Annotated in this window: 24 protein-coding genes and 1 pseudogene; 12 read left to right on the top strand and 13 right to left on the bottom strand. The window is 70.2% G+C overall.

From position 1 onward, the window contains the following. The first annotated feature begins 17 nt into the window (after positions 1–17). The 8 genes from IE269_RS01585 to IE269_RS01550 all read left to right on the top strand — a co-directional run bounded on the left by IE269_RS01585 (position 18) and on the right by IE269_RS01550 (position 7093). The gene (locus IE269_RS01585) at positions 18–908 is read left to right on the top strand and encodes a DUF5936 domain-containing protein (RefSeq protein ID WP_189820834.1); all 891 of its coding nucleotides are present in this window, start codon (positions 18–20) and stop codon (positions 906–908) included. 233 nt (positions 909–1141) lie between these two features. Next, on the top strand, positions 1142–2665 hold the full coding sequence (locus IE269_RS01580) for a sensor histidine kinase (RefSeq protein WP_438817516.1): 1524 nt from the start codon (positions 1142–1144) through the stop codon (positions 2663–2665). A 49-nt stretch (positions 2666–2714) separates the two neighbouring features. Further along, a complete protein-coding gene (locus tag IE269_RS01575; RefSeq protein ID WP_189820833.1) occupies positions 2715–3824 on the top strand; it encodes a response regulator transcription factor in 1110 nt (369 codons plus the stop codon). A gap of 200 nt (positions 3825–4024) precedes the next feature. Continuing rightward, positions 4025–4237: a hypothetical protein gene (locus IE269_RS01570; protein WP_189820832.1), complete on the top strand. Its 213-nt coding sequence runs from the start codon at positions 4025–4027 to the stop codon at positions 4235–4237. Continuing rightward, positions 4234–4848: a pilus assembly protein TadG-related protein gene (locus IE269_RS01565; protein WP_268253580.1), complete on the top strand. Its 615-nt coding sequence runs from the start codon at positions 4234–4236 to the stop codon at positions 4846–4848. Before IE269_RS01570 ends, IE269_RS01565 begins: the two co-directional genes overlap by 4 nt. Positions 4849–4880: 32 nt before the next feature. Further along, positions 4881–5486, top strand: coding sequence for a hypothetical protein (locus tag IE269_RS01560; RefSeq protein WP_189820830.1), 606 nt, complete (start codon positions 4881–4883; stop codon positions 5484–5486). 2 nt (positions 5487–5488) lie between these two features. After that, entirely contained in the window at positions 5489–6157 is a 669-nt protein-coding gene (locus tag IE269_RS01555) for an OmpA family protein (protein ID WP_189820829.1), read from the top strand. Between the two features lie 147 nt (positions 6158–6304). After that, complete coding sequence (locus IE269_RS01550) at positions 6305–7093, top strand: hypothetical protein (protein WP_189820828.1); 789 nt, start codon at positions 6305–6307, stop codon at positions 7091–7093. Positions 7094–7111: 18 nt separating this feature from the next. Here IE269_RS01550 and IE269_RS01545 read toward each other — a convergent pair whose 3' ends face one another. Both IE269_RS01545 and IE269_RS01540 read right to left on the bottom strand, forming a co-directional pair. Beyond that, the gene (locus IE269_RS01545; RefSeq protein ID WP_189820827.1) at positions 7112–7882 is read right to left on the bottom strand and encodes a hypothetical protein; all 771 of its coding nucleotides are present in this window, start codon (positions 7880–7882) and stop codon (positions 7112–7114) included. A 154-nt stretch (positions 7883–8036) separates the two neighbouring features. Continuing rightward, on the bottom strand, positions 8037–8528 hold the full coding sequence (locus IE269_RS01540; RefSeq protein WP_189820826.1) for an ATP-binding protein: 492 nt from the start codon (positions 8526–8528) through the stop codon (positions 8037–8039). Between the two features lie 341 nt (positions 8529–8869). Between IE269_RS01540 and IE269_RS01535 the strand changes: the two genes are divergently transcribed. Further along, complete coding sequence (locus tag IE269_RS01535; protein WP_229897390.1) at positions 8870–9661, top strand: DUF5753 domain-containing protein; 792 nt, start codon at positions 8870–8872, stop codon at positions 9659–9661. A 10-nt stretch (positions 9662–9671) separates the two neighbouring features. Next, entirely contained in the window at positions 9672–9863 is a 192-nt protein-coding gene (locus tag IE269_RS01530) for a hypothetical protein (RefSeq protein ID WP_189820824.1), read from the top strand. A 17-nt stretch (positions 9864–9880) separates the two neighbouring features. Here IE269_RS01530 and IE269_RS01525 read toward each other — a convergent pair whose 3' ends face one another. From IE269_RS01525 to IE269_RS01500, 7 genes and pseudogenes are all read right to left on the bottom strand, one after another. Continuing rightward, entirely contained in the window at positions 9881–10642 is a 762-nt protein-coding gene (locus IE269_RS01525; RefSeq protein WP_318299650.1) for a hypothetical protein, read from the bottom strand. 29 nt (positions 10643–10671) lie between these two features. Continuing rightward, positions 10672–10998 (bottom strand): annotated as a pseudogene (locus IE269_RS42915) (SMI1/KNR4 family protein); the annotation flags it as partial. Positions 10999–11055: 57 nt separating this feature from the next. Then, complete coding sequence (locus IE269_RS01520; protein WP_189820823.1) at positions 11056–11619, bottom strand: dihydrofolate reductase family protein; 564 nt, start codon at positions 11617–11619, stop codon at positions 11056–11058. A 47-nt stretch (positions 11620–11666) separates the two neighbouring features. Beyond that, complete coding sequence (gene fxsT, locus IE269_RS01515) at positions 11667–13835, bottom strand: FxSxx-COOH system tetratricopeptide repeat protein (protein WP_189820822.1); 2169 nt, start codon at positions 13833–13835, stop codon at positions 11667–11669. 140 nt (positions 13836–13975) lie between these two features. Continuing rightward, positions 13976–14467 carry a hypothetical protein gene (locus IE269_RS01510; protein WP_189820821.1) on the bottom strand — a complete coding sequence of 164 codons (492 nt, stop codon included), beginning with the start codon at positions 14465–14467 and terminating at the stop codon, positions 13976–13978. Between the two features lie 889 nt (positions 14468–15356). After that, positions 15357–15707: an MFS transporter gene (locus IE269_RS42910; RefSeq protein ID WP_229897388.1), complete on the bottom strand. Its 351-nt coding sequence runs from the start codon at positions 15705–15707 to the stop codon at positions 15357–15359. Between the two features lie 79 nt (positions 15708–15786). Continuing rightward, positions 15787–16176 carry a hypothetical protein gene (locus IE269_RS01500; protein ID WP_189820820.1) on the bottom strand — a complete coding sequence of 130 codons (390 nt, stop codon included), beginning with the start codon at positions 16174–16176 and terminating at the stop codon, positions 15787–15789. A gap of 221 nt (positions 16177–16397) precedes the next feature. Between IE269_RS01500 and IE269_RS01495 the strand changes: the two genes are divergently transcribed. Continuing rightward, positions 16398–16565 (top strand): hypothetical protein, encoded by a 168-nt coding sequence (locus IE269_RS01495; RefSeq protein ID WP_189820819.1) that lies wholly within the window; start codon positions 16398–16400, stop codon positions 16563–16565. 45 nt (positions 16566–16610) lie between these two features. Here IE269_RS01495 and IE269_RS01490 read toward each other — a convergent pair whose 3' ends face one another. Continuing rightward, positions 16611–17144 carry an RICIN domain-containing protein gene (locus IE269_RS01490; RefSeq protein ID WP_189820818.1) on the bottom strand — a complete coding sequence of 178 codons (534 nt, stop codon included), beginning with the start codon at positions 17142–17144 and terminating at the stop codon, positions 16611–16613. A gap of 119 nt (positions 17145–17263) precedes the next feature. Next, the gene (locus tag IE269_RS01485) at positions 17264–17896 is read right to left on the bottom strand and encodes an NADPH-dependent F420 reductase (RefSeq protein WP_189820817.1); all 633 of its coding nucleotides are present in this window, start codon (positions 17894–17896) and stop codon (positions 17264–17266) included. Between the two features lie 165 nt (positions 17897–18061). Between IE269_RS01485 and IE269_RS01480 the strand changes: the two genes are divergently transcribed. Beyond that, on the top strand, positions 18062–18373 hold the full coding sequence (locus IE269_RS01480; RefSeq protein ID WP_189820816.1) for a hypothetical protein: 312 nt from the start codon (positions 18062–18064) through the stop codon (positions 18371–18373). A 34-nt stretch (positions 18374–18407) separates the two neighbouring features. Here the strand turns inward: IE269_RS01480 and IE269_RS01475 are convergent, their stop codons facing one another. Beyond that, positions 18408–19163, bottom strand: coding sequence for a DUF4232 domain-containing protein (locus tag IE269_RS01475; protein WP_189820815.1), 756 nt, complete (start codon positions 19161–19163; stop codon positions 18408–18410). Positions 19164–19455: 292 nt separating this feature from the next. After that, positions 19456–19932 carry a DUF3592 domain-containing protein gene (locus IE269_RS01470; RefSeq protein ID WP_189820814.1) on the bottom strand — a complete coding sequence of 159 codons (477 nt, stop codon included), beginning with the start codon at positions 19930–19932 and terminating at the stop codon, positions 19456–19458. Between the last annotated feature and the right edge of the window lie 9 nt (positions 19933–19941).

Raw genomic sequence — 19941 nt, 5'->3', positions numbered from 1 at the left:
CCGACCGGGAAGACCTCATGATCGGACTGCTGCTCGCCCTCGCGTTCGGCCTCGCCGTCGCGGGAATCTTCGCGGGTGTACGGATGTACCGCGCCGAGGCCAAGGTCCCGGGTGACCTGGCGGTGGCGCTGGAGGTCGGCTCCTCCCGCGTCTCGGCCACGGACTCGGTGATCGACCGCATCGGCATCCGGTTCGCCCCGGCGGTGCTGCGGACGATGGGCCCGACGCTGGTCGACAAGAAGCGCCGCAAGATCGACAAGGCGGGCAACCCCGGGGGCCTGACGGTCGACCGCTACGCGGCCCGGCGGGCGGCGTACGGAATGTTCGGCGGCCTCACGGGCTTCCTCTGCCTGATCAACGGCTTCACCCTCTTCGCCGTCTTCTGCGTGCTGTACGGCTGGTTCGCCGCCGACGCGCTGATCTGGCAGGCGATGCGCGCCCGGAAGGAGATCATCGAGCGCACGCTCCCGGACTTCCTGGACGTCCTCGCGGTCGTCGTGAGCGCGGGGCTGGGCTTCCGCCAGGCGCTGGACCGGGTTGCCGAGAAGTACGAAGGCCCTTGGGCCGACGAACTCCGCATCACGCTCCGCCAGATGGACATGGGCGTGAGCCGCCGCATCGCTTTCGAGGAGCTGCGCCGCCGCAACGACTCCGAACAGGTCTCCCAGTTCGTGACCGCGCTCCAGCAGGGCGAGGAACTCGGTGCCCCCATCGCCGACACCCTCATCCAGATCGCCAACGACATGCGCCGCACGGACGCCCAGAACTCCCGCCGCCGGGCGGCGAAGGCGATCCCGAAGACGACGGTGGTGACGCTGACCTTCATGGTCCCGGCGACGCTCATCCTGATCGTGGCGAACATGTTCCTGGGCTCGGGCGCCGACTTCTCCTCCATCTTCGGAGGCTGATCCGGATGCCCTTCGACTCCCCCCACACGCCGCCGCTCCCGGAGCATGCCCCTCCGGAGACCGACGCGCCCCCTCCGGACACGGCCTCCCCCTCGGGCGACGCCCTTCACGCCCCTTTGGGTGACGCCCTTCCCGCCCCTGCCCCCTCGGGCGGCGCCCTTCCCGCCCCCTTGGGTGACGCCCTCTCTGCCGCCGTCCCCTTGGGCGGCGCCCCTTCCACCTCCCCCGTCCCCTTGGGCGGCGCCCCCCTTTCCGCCGTCCCCTTGGGCGGCGGGGCCGCCCCCCGGGGGCGGGACGGGCGGGCAAGGGGGCGGCCCGCCCGATCCGGGCCCACCCCGGCACCGGCCCTCTCGTCACCGGCCCACCCGGCCACCACCCCGGCCACGGCCTCACCCGAAGGTCCCCGCCCCCCATCCTGGCTCCGCCGCACCGCAGCCGCCCTCCGCCGTACCCCGGCACCCACCCTGGCGGACTCGGCCCCGACCCCCACCGCCTCGGCCCTGGCCGATGACGCCCCCGCCCCCAGCCTCCCCATCCAGCTCAACGCCCTCCAGGCCCTGTGCCGCCAGGTCTTCGCCTTCCGCCTCGCGATGATCGCCATCGGCGCCCCCCTGGCCCTGAGCCGCGCCCAGACCCCCACCGGCACCACCCTCGTCGGCGCAGCGGTCATCGTCACCTGCGTCGGCTCCTACGCGATGCTCCGCGACTGGGAGACCTTCGCCCCCCTCCTCATCAAGTACCGCTCCCTGATGGCCGCCGACTTCGTCTTCGGCTCGGTACTCCTCCTCACCGCGTCCCCCGACTCGGCCCTCGGCTACGCCACCGTCTGCACCCCCCTCCTGGCGGGCCTCCTCTACGGCTGGCGCGGCGCGGGCATCTTCACCGCGATCCAGATACTGCTTCTGTCCCTGGCGTACGGAGCCTGGGCCACCCGCCTCACAGGCCCCACCGGTACGGTCCTGATCTGCGGCTTCTGCGTGGCCGCCGGCGCCGTCGGAGTCACCCTCCGCAACCTGATGTTCCGCTTCGGCGAAGCCACCCAGGCACTCTCCGAGGTGAAGGCCCGCCTCGCCGTGACCGACGCCATCGGCACCGAACGCGCCCGCCTCGCCCGCGAGATGCACGACTCGGTCGCCAAGACCCTGCACGGAGTCGCCCTGGCCGCCGACAGTCTGGCCCAGTCCGCCGACCGCATGGACCCCCTCACGGTGAAGCACCAGGCCGGAGTCGTGGCCCGCTCGGCCCGCAAGGCCGCAGCCGAGTCCCGCGAACTCCTCTCGGACCTCCGCCGCCAGACCACGTACGACCAGACCGACGGCGGCCTCGACATCACCCCCGAACTCACCTCCCGCGCGGACGACTTCACCCACCGCACGGGAATCCCCGCCACACTCGCCCCCACCCCCGACGGCGCCCCACTCCCACCCGTCCCGCACGCCGTGGCCCGCCAGCTCCTCACCATCGCCACGGAAGCCATGGAGAACGCCCACCGCCACGCCCACGCCACCCGCGTCACGGTGGAGGCAGGCACCTCCGACGACCTCCTCCGCCTGAGCGTCCTGGACGACGGCACGGGCCTGCCCCCGGGCCTCTCTCTGGACGACCTGCGCAGGGCGGGCCACTTCGGCCTCGTCGGCATGGTGGAACGCGCCGCCGCGATCGGCGCCCGCATCCGCATCGGCCGAGGCCGCAGCGAGAACGGCACGGAAGTACGCCTCGAACTCCCGCTCTCCGCCCTGACCCCAACCCAGACCTGACCGAGCGCATCCCCATCCCCACCCCAGACTCCCGAGAGGAGGCCGCACCATGCCGGAAGCACACCGCGAGAACACCTACAGGCACACCGCAGGACAGCACTCCGTACCCTCCACGCACGTGTCGCAGCACACCTCGCCACACACGGTCGTTCCCCGCTCGGAACAGACCCCGCACGGGATACCCGTCCCCCCTCCGGCGGCGGCGTTCCAGACCCCCGCTCCCCACCCGGACTCGCACGCGGAGCCCCAACGGTCCCCCCACCCGGACCCGTTCGGCCCGCCGGCGGTCCTGCGTGTCGTGATCGCGGACGACAATCCGGTCGTACGGGCCGGACTCACCGCACTGTTGGGCGCCCGGGAGGACGTGGAGGTGGTCGGCGAGGCCACCGACGGCCGAGAGGCCCTCGCCCTGGCGGACCACTTCCGCCCGGACGTGATCCTGCTGGACGCCCGGATGCCGGGCGTGGACGGCATCTCCGCCCTCCCGCACCTGGTGAAGATCGCGCCGGTCCTGATGCTGACGTACAGCAGCGAAAGCGAGATCGTCCAGGAAGCCCTGCGCCTGGGCGCGGGCGGCTACGTGGTCCACGGCGAGTTCACGGCCGACCAACTGGCCACCGCGATCCACGACTTGAACCAAGGTCGCGCCTACTTCACCAGCTCGGCCCAGACGGCCCTGCTCGCCCACCTCCGCAACGGTGGTTCCACTGGGCCCACGCCGCCCCCGCTCCCCGAGGGCCTCGGCTCGGTGTACAGGACGGGCGTCCCGTACACCGGCCGCAGCGTGACTCCTCAGCCCTCCAGTCGGCCCGATCCGAGGCCAGACGTCCAGACTTCACCCGGAACCGCACCACCCTCTTCGCAAATGCAACCTTCCGTGACATCCTCTCCCTTTGGGCAGTCATGGTCTAACGTCAACAGGCAGGAATTCGGGCTGAGTTCGAGGGAGGTGGAGGTGATGGACTTGATCGCCGCAGGCATGAACAACCAGCAAATCGCCGCCACCTGCTTCATCAGCGAGAAGACGGTCAAGAACCACATCAACCGAATCTTCGCAAAGCTGCACAGCGCGAGCCGCAGCGAAGCGATCGCGATGTGGATGGGCACGACAAGGAGCGTCAACGGCAGCAACGGGGGAGGGGTGATCGGCCGTGCCTGAACCGACCACGAAATCGACGTCACGCCCGACCCTGACCCCACCCGCCCTTTGGGCCCGCAGTTGGGCCCACGGGCCCTCTGCCGAGGGGGTCGCTCGGGCATACGTTTCGGTTGTCGCAAGCGGGACCGGACAGAAGGCGCCGACCGGACCTGCGGGTGGCGTTTCTGTCCGAGAGACGTGTGCATCCGGAGGGGCTTCGTATGGAAAAGGCATTGCTCGCGATCACGACCTGGCGGAACACGGTCGTCAGCAGGATGAAGGAGCGTTCCGACCGGGGCGCGAGCGTGGTGGAGTACGCGGGCCTGGTGGTGATCATCGCGTTGATCGTGGTGGCGGTGAACGGGCTGGGGTTGGACAACACGATTTCGCAGGCGATTCAGCAGGCGGTCGCGGACATCACTGGCGGCGGGTGACAGTCGCTAGGTCCCAGCTTGACCGAGGGCAGGCATTCCCCATCTACATCATGTCGGTGGGGATCCTGCTCTTTGTCGCGTTCGCGCTCTTCGTCTTTGCCCAGGCCGCCTCTGCCCGCAGTGGCGGCCAGTCTGCTGCCGACGCTGCGGCGCTTGCGGCAGCGCAGGAGTCGCGGGACGAGTACACCGAGAACTTCTTCCGCGACATCACCGATCCGGTGACCTGGCCGCTGTGGCTGTTGGGGCAAGGAGAGGTCGCCAGCGGCGCGGGCGGCGCGGCGGCGCTTGCCAACGAGAACAAGTCGGACCTCACCGGAGGGCCGACGCTGACGCGTGAGGGCGGCTTTCCTGCGCGCGGTGTGACGATTCAGACTCGTTTTACGGGTGGTGACTCGGTTGTTCCTGGCATTGAGACCAGGACCGCCAGGGTGTCAGCTACTGCGGTGATCAAGCCTCGCTGCTTCATCGGCCCGGAGAGTGATCCCACCAAGTTGGTGTTCGTCCACTGCAAGGACGGTGCGATCTGGGAAATCGATCCGAAGAAGATCGTGAATCTTCCGGGTCCCCTGCCCGAACCTCAAGATCTCTTCGATGTCCACCTGGTCAAGTAGCAAGCGAACAACGAGCAAAGGAAGAGCTGTTGATGAGCATGCGGCACACCATGAAGGCCCGAAGGGCACTGACCGCAGCGGCGATCACGACTGGCTTGGCTTTCACGGTGGCCGGATGCGGCGGTGATTCAGGTGGTCAGCAGCCCGCGCAATCTTCTAATTCTTCAACCCCGGCGCCTGCGAAGCAGCCCGACCAGAAGCCGAAGGAGAACCAGCCTGAGACTCCCGCTTCTGACACGGTACTGGCAGAGGTTAAGGGGGGGCAGAACCACAGCCTCACCATCAATTCGGTAATTCGTGATGCCGGTGGCTTCGTCACGGTTACGGGCAAGGTGAGGAACGGGCGGCCTGGTGTTTGGGTTCCCAACGACTGGAGTGGTGACGAAAAGGAGCTGAACACCAACGGTGCCTCAATGGCAGGTGCTTCTCTCGTCGACAAGACAGGGAAGAAGAAGTACCTGGTTCTGCGCGATACGGATGGCCGTTGCCTCTGCACTAAGTTCACGGGTGGGTTCAAGAGGGACGAAGAGAAGACCTTTTTCGCGCAGTTCCCGGCACCCCCAACTACTTCCAACAAGGTCGACTTCCAGATCGCAGACATGCCGCCAGCCTCGATCGAGATTACTGAGGGGCAGTAGCCATGCCGATTGCGTTCCTCCGAAGCAGGCCAGTACATCTCGCTTCTTCTGCAATTGCCGCAGTTGCCCTCGTGGGAACTCTGGGCGTGTCGACGGCGAAAGCAGATCCCACTCCCGGGGTCAGTCAGCCGCCAGGCAGCACAACTTCTCAGCCCCCTCCTAAGGTGGATCCGGCTGCGCCAGGGCTCAAGATTCCCGATGGCGGAACGCTGGCCCCCGCTCGCGTGGTCGACATCAAGTCAGTGGTCGAAGACCTGGGTGGTGAGGAGCGTCGGTCGGACACCAGTACCGACGTCACCTTCGCCCTCCAAGCCGAAGTCCTCTTCCCCAAGGACAGCCACAAACTCCAGCCCGAAGCCGCAGCCCGCATCAAGGCCGTCGCCGCGGAGGCCCAGAAGAACAACGCCACCAAGATTCGCGTCTTCGGCTTCACGGACAACCTGGGCACCTACGAACACGGCCTCAAGCTCTCCAAGAACCGGGCCGACATGGTCCACCGCGAGCTGATCAAAACGCTCGGCTCCAACGTCACCTACGAGGTGCGCGGCTACAGCGAGGACTACCCGATCGCGGACAACTCCAACGAAGAGGGCCGCAAGAAGAACCGCCGCGTGGAAATCACCTTCCCGCGCGGCGCGGCCTCCGGCTCCGGCAGCACTCCAGGAACTTGAGGCTGACGGCTCGAACTCCCGTGCACCCCACGGGATTTGACGCTTTCCTCGGCCGGGTGATCTCGTGTCGCCCGGTCGAGGAATGGAGCGGAAACAGTGAGCAGAGCCCCCCTGCCCGGACGTACGGCGTCGCTTGCCGTAGGTGTCGTGAGCAGCCTTCTCGCGCTGACGGGATGCGGTGCGGGGACGTGGACCGCATCGGCGCCGCCGGGTGAGACAGTGCCCGGCGGCCCAGGACCCGCTGAGAAGAGCGCCAACGAGAAGATGTCGGCGCGCGAGCTGTACGACGCTGCCGACCGGGCGATGCAGGACCTCGGCACGGCTCGCATGACCATGCGTCTGCGCACGGGCGAGTCCGGCAGGTCCGTCCAGTCGGATGTCGTGATGGACTGGAGCGGTGAGAACTGCCGCATGACCCACGTCGCCGTCGACGGCGACGGCTCCCGGTACACCCAGGAGACAGTCCGCAAGGGCGAGGACGTGTGGATCAAGGCCGATGCGGGGAGTTGGGCAAAGGCCCTGGGCCCCGAGCTCGGAAGGTCGGCTGAGGAGACCGCACGCGGTCGGTACGTCCACGGCACGGTGAGCCAGGAGCGCTTCCGGGAAGCGGTGGACTCGTGCGGCCTGGCGCATTTCATGGGGAACAGCGAAGAGCCTCCTGACCGCCTGGTGAAGGGGCCGGCCACCCTGCGCAAGGGGGAGCACATGATCCCCCTCAGGGCGACATCCACCGCCGAGGGCGACAGCGACGACGACGTCGAAGCGCTCCTGTACGTGGCTGCGGAGGGCACGCCATGGGTGCGGGAGACAACCACCAGTGCGGACGACTTGTCGTTCTCCGTGGAGGTCACCGACTACAACGCACCTTTCCGCAACCTTCCCCCCGCCCCCTCCGCGACCGTCGACTCCTCGGCGCTGGCCTCGTCGGCTGCCTGAGCGGGCACGTGGTGCCCCTCACCTCCCCGGCGGGTTCTGGTGGCGGCGGTGGGTGCGTTCCCGGCGGGCGCGGGTGCGTGAGCACACGTAACAGATCCAGCCCTCCGGTTCGACCGCCCCGGTGCCGTTGGGGCAGCCGTCCGTGGCGCAGAGCTGCCGGGACCGGCCGGGGAGGGCGCCGGTCGGCCGGCGGCGGCCTCCCTCCCGTTGTGCCGGTACGGATCCCAGCGGCGGGGCGGCGAGGATGTGCTCCGCGTGCCGGAAGGTGTCGAAGTGGGCCCACTCGGGTTTCACCGCGTCCAGGACGTTGCTGAGGTGGTGCGTCTCGCAGCGCTGCGCGAGCCATCGCCGTACCTCGATGAACGGCAGCCCTTGCAGCGACCACACCCACATCAGCCCCGCCGAGGCACTGAGGATGGCCTGCCCCGCCCGGCCCGGAGCATACGGAACCTCCACCTGCTCCCACGCACCCTCGGAGGGGTCGAAGACCGTGTTCGTGCAGCGGCTCAACCGCCCCTCGTCGCCAGCTTCCCCTTCGGACGCGTCGGCCCAGAGCGCACCGAACTCGGCTTCTTCCAAGGGTGGTTCAACCGACGCGACACACCGCACTTCGTCGATCGGGCACGGGGCGAGCTGCACGCTCATGTAGTGCAGGGCGTGCCGCACGACCTCCACCCGTTTCGGGTCCGGCTGTCGCACCTCGTCCTCGGAGTGCGGCACCACGTCCGGTACGAACCCGCGCGCCGTCAGCCTCTCCATGTGTGCCCGCAGGCGGCCCACCAGCTCCATGAGCTGCGGCGGCAGGTCCGTGTGCGGGACGGCCGGGCAGACGGCCGGGTGGGCGATGCGGCAGGCGGGACCGGTTGCCGGAATGGATCTCCATGACCGAACCTCCCTCCACGAGGGGCGTCCGGTTCCACCCGGACGCCCCGTGCAGCAGATCTCAACGAGGCAGCGTGGCCCAGGACTTGATGCCCCGGTGGGGAGGTACGGCCTCGTCGACGCCCCAGTCCCCGCCCCAGTCCTCCACCGCTTCGGCGAGCAGCCACAGGGCGCGCCGTCGGCGGACGAAGCAGAGGGAGGTGGCGTCCGGGTCGGCGTGGGGAGGGTGCTGGTCCCAGACGATCAGGCGCAGGGTGCTGTGGTGGTGGCGCAGGGATACGTACAGGTCCGCGTCGGAGGTCAATCGGCCCGCAACGGCGATGAGTTCGGTGACGACCAGCGCCAGGACCGGCGCGTACCGGTCGAGGTGGTGGGCGTGCAGGGCGCCGGTCAGGGCCCGCCGGACGATGCCCGCGCTGCGCGGCTCACCGGGGACGGTCAGGCTGACGGCCAGGTTGTCCGCCTCGTCGTAGGTGGTTCTTGCGGTGGGGGAGGGGTCGGGGTGAGCGGCGATCGGACAGAGGGGGTGGAGGGGGGAAACGGTCTGTTGCATGGCTGAACTCCCTCGTTCAGTACGGCTGTTGACCCGTCGCACGTCGTGACGCCCGAGCAGTGGCCTGTCTCCCTGGCGTGACCCCGTCCCCTCCCAGGGAAAGGAGGCTGCGGGCAGGCTCACGCGATGCACTTCCGGCTCGGCTGTGTAGTCGGTGCGCTACCTAACGTAGGGATAATGTGGCTCAGGTGCCACCTGCATGGCCGCATTGGCCACTAAGGGATGGGTCGGCTGTCCGTGCTGACGGCAGACTGGCCCCATCGGCGGGAAGGATGAGGGTTGTGCCTACGAGAGCGACACCGACTGAGCGTCAGAAGCGGCTCGGCGCTGAACTTCGCAAGATGCGTACGGCCGCAGGCGCGTCGGCCGAGTACGCCGCCGGGCTGCTGGGGCTCGACCGTACGAAGATCTCCAACATGGAGATGGGCATCCGGGCGTCCAGCCCGGAGCGTGTGCGCACGCTGGCCAGCAACTACGAGTGCGGGGACGAGGCGTACGTCGAGGCGGTCGCGGCCATGGCCGGAGACCGTACGCGCGGATGGTGGAACCGTTACCGGGGAGCGTTGCCCCAAGGGCTCCTGGATGTAGCCGAGTTGGAGTGGCACGCCACCCGGCTGCGTACGCTCCAGACCGTCCACCTGCCGGGCCTCCTCCACCTGAGCGGGTACGCCCGGTCGATCTTCGCCTCGGCGATTCCGGCGCTGCCGACCTACGAGGTCGAGCTGAGGGTGGCGCACCGGTTGGAGCGTCAGCAGGTGCTGGAGCGGCCCAATCCGGTGTCGTACGTCGGATACGTGCACGAACTGGCCCTGCGCATGCAGTTCGGCGGGCGCAGGGTGGCCCGAGAACAGCTGGAGCACCTGTGCTCGGCGTCCGAGCGGGACAACGTCGAGTTGCGGGTCCTGCCCATAGACGCAGGTGCCTTCCCCGGTGCCGGGCACGCCATCCTCTACGCGGAGGGGACCGTGCCCCAACTCGACACCGTCCAGCTCGACTCGGCGCACGGCCCGGAATTCACCCATGCCGAAGCGCAGTTGTCGAAGTACCGTGCCCACTTGGACTGGATGGACGTGCACACCCTGGACGTCAAGAGGTCACGGGACCTCATCCACACCATCGCCCGCGAGCTGTGAGGAACCTGAGATGCCGCAGATCACCTGGGAAGAACCCTTCTGCGCGGAGGGCAACAACTGCTTCCGCATAGGGACGGACGACACCGGAAACGGCTACATCGCGGTACTCGGCCGGGAGGACGAAGCCCTCACCGACACCCGCGAAGCCCTCCGCACCCTCATCGTCGACATCAAGGCGGGCAAGGCCGACCACCTCCTCTGACCGGAACCTCGCACGAACTAGCCAGAATTGCGGCGGCCGTTGACAACGGTGCGTACGGCCCGGTCGCCACGCGGGTCGGCCATCAGCCGGGCGATGTCCCACCACCGCAGCAGCAGTGCCGGATAGTGCGGCGGGACGGCCTCTCTGAAGTCCTGGTGGAACCGTTCGCGGACGCTCTCGTGGCGCAGGGCGGCGACGATGTCCTCCAGGGAGGGCGGGCGGTGACGGACGGCGGGCGGCAGCGTGGCCTCGTACTCCGGAGCGAGCCTGTGGCCGGGCTGGACCATGACGTTCCCGCCCAGGGCGGCGGCGACGTCGTCCTCGAGCTTCGCCTGGGCCTGTGCGGCACGCTCCCACCAGTGGTCCCGGAAGGCGGTGACGGCCTCGGGGGCGGCCAGGTCGAGGGCATCGCGCTGCTCGTCGTACGCCGCCCAGTCGTCGGCCGGGAGGGCCTGCCGGATCGCGCCGAGGGTCTTCGCGGGATAGGGCGGCGGGGCCTGGCCGAGGTGCCGCACCCACTGGTTCCCGGGCTCCTCGCCGGGGGACCCCCAGACCAGTGCGCCGCTCAGCATGCCGGGCTTCTCCGGGCCGGCCGCCGCCAAGGGGGCTTCGAGGCTGACCGCCATGAGTTCCAGGTAGGCGGGCAGGGACTCGTACTCCCACTCGCGCTCCCCGTACCGGTTCCATCGGCACACGCTCCCGGTGTCGCCGTTGAGGTAGAGGCCGGAGGCGGTGTCGCCGGGCTGAGGGAGCAGAACGGTATCCAGGACGGCTGCCACGCCCACGGGCCGTAGTCGTCCGGGACGTCGTCCGGGCCGTGCTCCTCGCCGTACTCCGCCTGGAATTCCAACTGCCTGCGGTGTACGTCGATCACGGAGTCGAGGGGCAGCAGCGCCCAGCCGCCGAGCATGAGCCCCGAACCGTTCACGCCGTCCTCACCGGCGGACAGTCGCCACAGCGCCCTCAACTCCTCCGGGACGCCCGCGCCGAGGGCCTCTTCCAGAGCCGCGACGCCGTCGTCTGAGGTACCGGGTCTGAGGGCTGCGTAGGAGGGCGGGGTGTACTCGGCCAGCCATTCCACGATCCGGCTCCAGGCCCGGGTGACGCGTACGTCCGCTGGTATGTCAGTGGTCATGCCCACCACGCTCGCACCGCGCTCCGACGGACCGCGCAGCGGGTGTCGGCACAGGCCTCAGCGCCTCGTCTCGTACCTGGTCAGCACCACCCCACCCGGAAACGTCCGCGTCTCCACCAACCTGAGGCTGACCGAGCCGTCCAGTGCGGCGAAGAACGGTGTGCCGCCGCCCACCAGGACCGGTGAGGTGGTCAGTACGTACTCGTCGATCAGCCCGGCCCGCATCGCCGCCCCGGCGAGCGCCGCGCCGCCGATGTCCATCGGGCCGCCGTCCTCGGCCTTGAGCCGGGCGATCTCGGCGACCGCGTCCCCGCCGAACAGCCGCGCGTTCCAGTCGACCTTGTCGAGGGTCGAGGAGAACACCACCTTCGCCATGTCCCGCCAGCGCCGCGCGAACTCGACGTCCGCCGGGCCGGCGTCGGGCTGCTGGTCGCCGGTCGGCCAGTGGGAACTCATCGTCTGCCACAACTTCCGCCCGTACAGGGTCAGTTCGGTCGCCTGCAACTGATCCGACCAGAACTGGAACAGCTCGTCGCTCGGCACACCCCAGTCGATGCCGCCGCCGGGTGCGGCGATGTAGCCGTCGAGGGACACGTTCATGCCGTACGTCAGTTTCCGCATGCGGCCAGCCTGCCGTGAGGAGCTCTCCCGCGTACACCCAACCCGCGTCAGTCCACCCGTGACGTTCGGCCGTCGTCCGCCTCCCTGGCCGCGTCGGCGCATCCGGCGAGATGGTCGCGAACGTACTCCGTGACCGGATGCTCCGGTCCGAGTGCCCTCACCGCCTCCTCCAGCACGGGCGTCAACGCTGCGACAGCACCTGCGGCGCCCCCGGCCTCCGTCCGCAGCATCGCAAGGTTGGCGCGTGCGTAGAAGGTGTCGGGGTGGTGCCGGTCCAGGGCGTGGAGCATCCGCTCCACCACGGGTTCCAGTGCCGCAACGCCCCCTGCGGGATCGCCTGCCGCCCCCAGCTCGAACGCCCGGGTGTGGGCGGTGGCGAGAGAAGTGCGGTGGTCGTGGCCGAGGGCCTGGTTGGTCCGCTCCAGCAGGGGGCCGAGATCGGCCAGCGCCCCCGCGTGATCGCCTGCCGCACCTCGGCACCAGGCGAGATTGCCCCCGGAGAGAAGCGTGTCGGGGTGATACAGCCCCAGCACCCGGGTCTGATCGGCCTGGAGCGACTCGTAGGCGCTGATCGCACCGGACAGGTCACCGCACTGGCCCTGCCACCAGGCGAGGTCGTTGCGCGCCTGGAGAGTGTCCGGGTGGTCCGGTCCCAGAACCCGCCGCATGTCCTCCACCAGGGACCTGAACGCTGTGGCGGCCCCTGCCGGATCGTTGTCCGCGCCTCGCCATTTGGCCAGGCCGTTGCGGGTGACGAGAGTGAGGTGATGGTCCGGCCCCAGATTCCGCAGCATGTCCTCGAGCAAGAGCGTGAGCGCCGCGACCGCCCCGCTGAATTCTCCCGTCTCGGCCCGCCATGAAGCCGCCTGCCGCCGGGCGGCCAGGCTGTCGGGATGGCCGCCGCCCAGGTGGCGACGGGCGGTCACGGCCAGCCTGTCGAAGTACTCCGTGGCGGCCTTCGCGTGGCCGGTGTCGCCCAGGCTCTCGCCGGTGAGGAACAGCACCGGGTGCACCGTCCCCCGCAGGAGCGCCCTCTCGCCGTTCCGGGACAGGGCCTCCGCGTTGGCGCGCAGGACAGCAGCCGCCGTGACACCACGCCCGACCGCGGGCCAGGCCGCGCGCAGCGCATCGGCCGCGGCGAGGACCAACTCGTTGCGACGGCGTGGGCGGAGACCGTCACGGGTGGCCCGCTGGATGAGCTGGTGCACGCGTACGGCCTGGTCGGGCGTGCCCGGGTTGTGGTCGACCAGGCTGAGCCGGTGAAGGGCCCGGAGTGCGGTGACGACCTCCCGCTCCGTCACGGCCGGCTCCGTCCTCCGGCGCCGCGTGAGGTGGTCCAGTACCGGAGCGCTGGTCAGCACCGACTGCGGGATGCCGTTGGGATCGAGCAGAGCCGCGAGCTGGAGGACGGGCCGGGCCAGCCCGACCGGGCGAAGGGTGTTGGCGCGCTCGACGGACAGGGACCAGGCCGCAGCCAGTGGAATCGCCTGCTCGTCCGGCAGCCGGTCCGGGGCGGTGTCCGCGAGTGCGGTGGTCCGGTCTGCGAGGAGTTCGCGGTACGCACTTGCTTCCTCGCCCGAGTCGACGAGGTAGGCGGCGGCCTGGGACAGGGCCAGCGGGAGGTGGCCGAGGTCCTGGGCCAGGGCGGCGAGGTCGGTCTCGGGCTCGTGGCGGTCGTGGGTGGCCAGTGAGGTGCGCAGGCACGTGACAGCCTCCGCCGGACTGAACAGGCCGACATCGATACGACGACGGCTGCCCCCAGTCAGGGCCGCGTCGCGTCGGCGAGTGGTGACAAGCGTCCTCCCGTACGAACTGAACGGCGGCCAGAGCCCGTTGAGGTCGTCCGGGTCGGCGAGGTCGTCCAGGACGATCAGCCACCGGCACGGTGCGCGACTGGCCTTCGGGGTCAGCCAGGCAAGGAACGCGCGGGCCGCCCGCTCGGGGTCGGTCGGATCGGCCAGGCACAGGTCGACGGCGGCCTGGGCGTAGGCGGCCAGTACGGCCGAGCGGCTGCTCGCGGTGATCCAGCACAGCAGGTCGAGGGCGTCGTCGCCCCAGGCGGTCCGCGCGTAGTCGGCCGCGAGCTGGGTCTTGCCCACCCCGCCCATACCGGTGAGCACCTGGCCGAGGACGGCTGTGTCGCCCGCCGCGAACACCGCACGGAGCTGTGCCGCCTCGCGCCTGTCCTGGAAGGACTGTGCCGGGGACGGGATCACGCCCACCTGGTGCGGCAGGGCGACTGCCTGCGGGGGAGCGGCGTAGTTGTTGATCTGGCCGACGGCCGTGCTGTTCTGGGCGGCGTGGGCGGCGTACGTCGGCGCCGTGCCGGAGGGGCTTGGTGGGGTGGCCGGTCCGTTCAGCCCTGCGGCGGATCCGGCACCGGAGGGCGGCCCACGTGGGCACCCCCGTGAATGATGTTCGCGGCGATCGAACCGTCCGACGCGCTGATCTTCATGTCGCCGCCGATGGCCTGGCCGCCCTCGCCCGCCGATACGTCGCCCCGGACGCTGTAGGGGGCGAGCAGCTCCTCCAACTCCCCTGCTGCTTCGGCGCGTTCTCCGCTCTCGAAGTCCTCCAGCCGGGCTTCGATGCGGGCCTGCCAGCCTGCCTCGTGGCGTATGCGTACGGTCTCGGCCTCGGCCTCCGTGGCTTCCGAGGCCGAGGCGGCCTCCAGCTCGGCTGCTGTCCGGTCGAGGCGTTCCAGCTCCACGCTCTCGCGCTGGCGGTCTCCGCGGCCGAGCCAGGTGGCTATGCGCCGGCGGAGTCCGTTCCACGCGTCCGTGCCTGCGGCCTGCACCACTGCGGCGCCGCCGGCTGCGGCCAGTGCCGTCATCGCTTCTGGCAACATGCTGCTTTTCCTTCTGTCGGGAGACCAGCCTTCCCCGGAAGCCGTACGGCCAAGAGGGGTGCCGGTGCAGTTCGCCGAGAACGCGTAGGGCCTCGGGTGCTGGATGCGCAGGGTGCTTGGGCAATGTGTCGTGGGCTCGGTACGTCGAGGTGGGTGGGCGGGGCTTGCTTGCCCGGACCGGGCGCTGTTGGGGCCGTCCTCTGGACCGGAGTGTGGCGCTTCCGGGGAGCCCGTCAAGGGCGCTCCTGCGTCGCGTCGGCTGCGCCGATGTCGCATGCGCTCCACCCTTGACGGGCTCCCCTCCAGCGCTGGTTTCGTTTTGCGGAGGACGGCCGAAAAATGGCCCTGGGGGAGGCCGGGAAGTGGTCGCGCGCCGTTGCCGGGTGGCGGGTTGGTGGGTGGGGGTGCCGGGAAGCGGTGGCGGTTGTGTGTTGCCCGGCGCTGGGTGGGTGGGGTGTTGTTCGTGGTGGCGGGTGGGTGGGGTTGGTTGCTGCCGGTGGGGGTGCGCCGACCTGAATGGGCTTGTCGGTGTGGGCTTGGCGGCTGGCCGCTGGTGGGGGTGGGTGTTCAAGCTGGTGGCTTGTGTTGGTGGGGTGGGGGGCGGTGGAGCGAGGTGGGGTGCGCGCGAAAGTAGGACACTCTTCCGGCTTTGTGTCCTAGTTGTGTGAGGCTCCGGGGTGCCGGGGTGCCGGGGTGCCGGGGTGCCGGGGTGCCGGGGTGCCGGGGTGCCGGGGTGCCGCTTTCTCCGCCGTGTGGGGGAGGTGGATCGTTGTGCGGTACGACGTGCTGGGGTGGGGGGGCGAGAGGTTCGGGGCATGACGACGAAGGGCCCATCTCGGCTCGAATCCCGCGTGCCGTTGCCGCCTCCGCGTTGGGTGGTGATATCCGCTCATGTGGTGGCCTGGTCGACCGTCCCCTCCGGGGTGTGGCGACTGGCGCTCGTGTTGGGGGTCCCGCTCGCGCTCAACGAGGTTTTTTCGGCCGGCAGTTCCGCGGCCCGCGAGGGGTCGGCCGCCGCCTCCTCGGCCCAGGTCCCCGCAGCCGCGCCGGGGAGTGCCGAGTCGAGGCTCGTCGAGGCCTGGACGCGGTACAGGACGACGCCGACGGCGAGCCCGATCGCTCCGCCGAGGTTGTGGAAGGTCCAGGAGGCGCCCATCGCGAGTCCGGCCCGGCGTTCCGGCGCCGAGGAGAGCGCGGAGACCGTCGCCGGCCCCAGGACCCACGCCCAGGCCACCCCCATCAGCGCGAGCGCCGCCCCGGGCGCGGCGAGCGGGACGCTGGCCGTCAGACGCGTGAGGATCCCGATCGCCCGGACACCCTCACTCCGGACGAGTCGTGTCCGCCGCGTTGGGCGGCTTGGGGACGACACCCGGCATCGGCGCGAACGACCACTCCCCGTCCTCCCGGACCACCACCTCGCTCACGTTCACCGGGGTCGAACCCGGCGTACGGGTCCCCCGGAGCTTCACGTTCCAGACGCCCGGGAACTCGGAGGACTTCGTCCACTCCACCTTCCAGCCCTGCCCGCCGAACTCGGCGATGCGCGCCGCCGCGTCCTTGTCGCCGCTGGGGTGGGCCGCGAGGTGACGTACGAGACCCGGCTCGTCGGACGCGTTGAGCAGCTGGACGTACGTACTCAGGAAGGGGTCGAGGCCCTCGGTGGACGTCGGGTCGTCCTTCGTGCAGGAGGTGAGGAGCAGGAGCGCCACAGAAGCGGCTGCGGCTGCGGTCGTGGATCGCCCGGGGGATCGACGTAACAAAGTCGGACACCAACTTCCTTTAGGGGGAGGGTAGTTACTCCCACTGATACTCGTACCCGCCCCGGCCCACGGGCGAATGGCGACTTCCGCATGGGGATGTATGCCGGTGGCTGCGGGGAGCCGTCCCCTCCGGGGCAACGCCCGGCGGATGAGCGCGCTGGCCCCGTGGAGTGGGGGGCACGGGTACGGACTGCCACTTCGTCCAGCGCATCGGCCGGGCAGGGTGCCGCACCGGCACAGGGGCGGCCGGGTTCGTCTGCACGCTGGCGACCTGGACCGCGCAGGTGACCGCCTGGATGTTCGCCACGCTCTCTGCCGTGGGGCTGTCGTGGGGCTGACGACGGCGGTGCGCAGGCGGCCCTCCTGAATCCGGGCCCTTCCGGCTAGCGGCCCGTGAGGCCCCACGTCTGGTACGAGTAGGCGTTGTTGGTCCACAAGGTGGCGTAGACGCCGTTCGCGACACTGCCTCCCTTGGGTGTGATCGCCTTGAAGCTGTGGGCGTGCAACAAGGTGCGGGTCTTGGACGACCACTCCTGCGAATCATTGGTCCCGCAGGTCCACAGGGTCAGGACCGCCCCGTTGGTGTTGTACGCGTTGCCCTGCGGTGTCAGGCACTTTCCGCTGGCGTCGTTCACCAGGCGGTCCCGGGAGTCCCGGTGCCATCTCTGGGGGGCGGTGTCGGTGCAGGTCCAGAGCGTGACGATCGTGCCGTTGGCCTTGCCGTTCCCCTTGGGGGTCAGGCAGAACTCGCCGTTGGCGTGCAGGTTCCAGATGTACTGGCCGACGGCGGCCGGCGCTTGTGCCTGCGCCCTTGCCTGCGCCGGTGCTTTCGCCGGTGCGCTGTGTGCCGCAGTGACCGGCCCGAGCAGCCCGAGTGCCGCTGCTCCGGCTGCTGCCGCTGTCAGAAGGCGTCGCACGAGGTTCTCCCTTGCTGTGCCGGACGAGCGGGGTGAGATGCCCAACTCCCGTCGCCCTGTTCGCATTTCAGTTCGGTTGGCGGTCTTGCAGTGGGGGCGTCGACGCGTCCCGGTAATGATCAAAGTGACGTTGACTGCTGTCGCACCACTCGTACGTTGAAGACGTGCGAGCCCAGGCCGTTGGCGATGCCCGTGAAGAGCAGGGCGAAGTGCTCCTGGCCGCGTGCGGTGGTGATGCCGCCGAGGTCGAGTTGGGCGGAGGGCGGCCAGCCCAGGTCGGCCAGGAGGCGGCCGGTGGTCTCCTTGGCGGCTGCGTCGTCGCCGGAGAGGAAGACGGTGCTCGGGCCTTCGAGGTCGTCGGGGGCGGTCATGACGGCGGAGTCCATCGTGCAGAGCGTCTTGACGACGGGGGTGTCGGGGAAGGCCGCCTGGATCTGTTCGCCGAGGCTGCTGTTGGGGTGGGAGAGCTCGGTGTAGTCGTCGGAGAGGCCGACGCCCACGTCGATGAGGAGGGTGCCGGTGAGGGCTTCCGCGCCGATGGAGTGCAGGAGGTCCAGGGAGACGGTGCCCGGGGTCGCGTTGACCAGTACCTCCGCGTGGGCGGCGGTCTCGCCGAGGCCCGCGACGGGGAGGCCGAGGTCCTCCCGCTCCTTGGGGTGGCGGGAGCCGAGGAGTACGTCGTGACCGGCCTGCTGCCAGCCGTGGGCGAGGGCGCGGGCCACGTTTCCGGTGCCGAGGATTCCAATTCGCATGTGGAGGAAGGTAGTTGGGGAGGATGGGGTGGGGGATCGGGCTGGGGGACCGGTGGGGTCGGCACTATGGGCGTAGGTCCGGAGGTCCGTGGGCTCGGTCGGGCGGTCGGGAGCCTCGGCGGATCGTCGTCCACCCTGTCCGCCGTCTCCACCGGAGGAACCCCGATGGCCCTCAGCGCACGTCTCGTACGCCGCATCGCGCGCGACTTTCCCGAACCGGGTTCCGCGGCGGAGGCCGAGCGGCTCCTCGACGGGGTCCCGGACGGGACCGAGCGGGTCGGGGCGGCGGTCGTGCTGTACGCCCGGGGCAGCGTTCCCCGTCTCCGGTGCGCGATCGAACTCGCCCGCAGCGACTGGCGTGACGTCCTGGCCGGTGCCGGACTGGCCGACGAGGACTGGCCCAGCCGTCTGGTGGCGGAACTGGGCACGGAGCCGCCCCGTTCGCCCGGGGCGGCGGGCCCCGCGCGGCCGGAGTGAACGGCCGCGTGGGTGGCCCGCGTTCGTGCTGCGGTCAGCGCTGCGTGATGGGGCGCATCGCGATGCCCTCCGAGAGGGACCACTCCGTGACGCGCTGGCCGTCGTCGCCGTAGAGGACCTTCACGCCGGCCGGGAGCGCCACCCGCTTGGCCTCGCCGACGTTCGTCAGCTTCTTGCGGCCCTGGAGGGTCACGTCGATGACCGTGATCTCGTACTCGTCCATGCCGCCGCCGGCCACCAGCACACCCGCATAGGCCTTCGCGCCCGGCTTGAGCACCGTCGGCTCGTTGATCTCGGCGCCTTCGAGAAGCTTCGCGGGCGCGCCCGCGTCGGGGCCGAGCTGGGTGATCGGGTAGTGGTACAGAGTGCAGGTCTTCGCACCGGTGTTGAGGGCGGTCAGCTTGAGGTGGCGGGCGGGGGCGCCCTTGGCGTCCACGTTGGTGGCGGTGATGTCGACGGTCTCGGGCTCGCAGGGGGTCGCCGCCGTGCTGCCGGAGCCGGTCCCGGAGCCCTTTCCGTCGCCCTTGCCGGAGCTGTTTCCGGTTCCCTTGCCGCTGTCGCCGTTCTTGCCGTTGTCGCCCGCGGTCTCGGCGGGCTTCGGTGCGGAGGAGCCCGGGACGTCGGGGGCGGCGCCGGCCTGCGGGGGGTTGCTGGGGGAGCCGGAGGAGCCAGTGGAGGAGCCCGGCTGGCAGGCGGTCGCGCCCAGCAGGGCGGCGGCTGCGAGGGCTGTCGCCGCGCAGACTTTCCAAGTGCGGTCGGTCGTACGGGTGTTGGGTGTGCTGGTGTTCATGGTGAGTCCCCGTGGAAAGCCGATTTCGGCTGGTTCGTCATGCAATGGCAAGCAGAGTTTGCCTCGGGGGTGGAGGGTCACGCGCACTGCCCGCGATCTGTTACCGATCGGTTACGTACGGTAATAGTCCTGCGGGATGCGGCCCAGGCGTGCCGAACGACGAATCTAGGGGCGGGCGGAAGGGGCGTCGTCACCCGGCCGGTTGAGCTTGGTCTGCAACTCGCGCGGTAGGCCCGGCCGCGTACAACTTCCGCGGTATGTCCGGGCTCACGGCGAGGTGGAGGGGAGCGGGTCAGCCCCCGCCCTTGCGCCTGCTTCTGCGTGCCGTGCGGGCGTTGACCGCCGCCTTCCGGGCCAGGCCGATCAGCAGGATCAGGGCGGTCAGCGCGCCCAGGACGAGGAGGGGCGGGAGGTCGTCGTCGGGGAGGTTCGCGCCCCGGACGCGGGCGACGGCGGGGTTGGCGGAGGCGACCTCCAGGGGGACGGGGGCGCCCACGGAGGGGGTGGTGGCGAGGCGGTCGAGGCTGAGGGTGGTGGAGCGGTAGGTGCGGCCGCGGACGGTGTAGGTGACCGTGTAGTCGGTGGTCTTGTTGCGGTGGGTGGTGGCGGCGGTGATCCGCCCCTCGACCCGGACCGGCGCGTCGTCGATCAACTCCCCGTACGCCCACTGCCTGCCCGCGGCCGACAGGCACCCCACGGCGACGAGCAGCGCCAGCACGGCACCGACCAGAGCCGGGCTGAGCGTGCGGCGCGGGCGGCGGCCGGACATGGTGGGGAC

It is taken from the genome of Streptomyces spiroverticillatus (assembly GCA_014650415.1).
GTDB lineage: Bacteria > Actinomycetota > Actinomycetes > Streptomycetales > Streptomycetaceae > Streptomyces > Streptomyces spiroverticillatus.
This window is presented reverse-complemented; position numbering and strand designations above follow the sequence as displayed.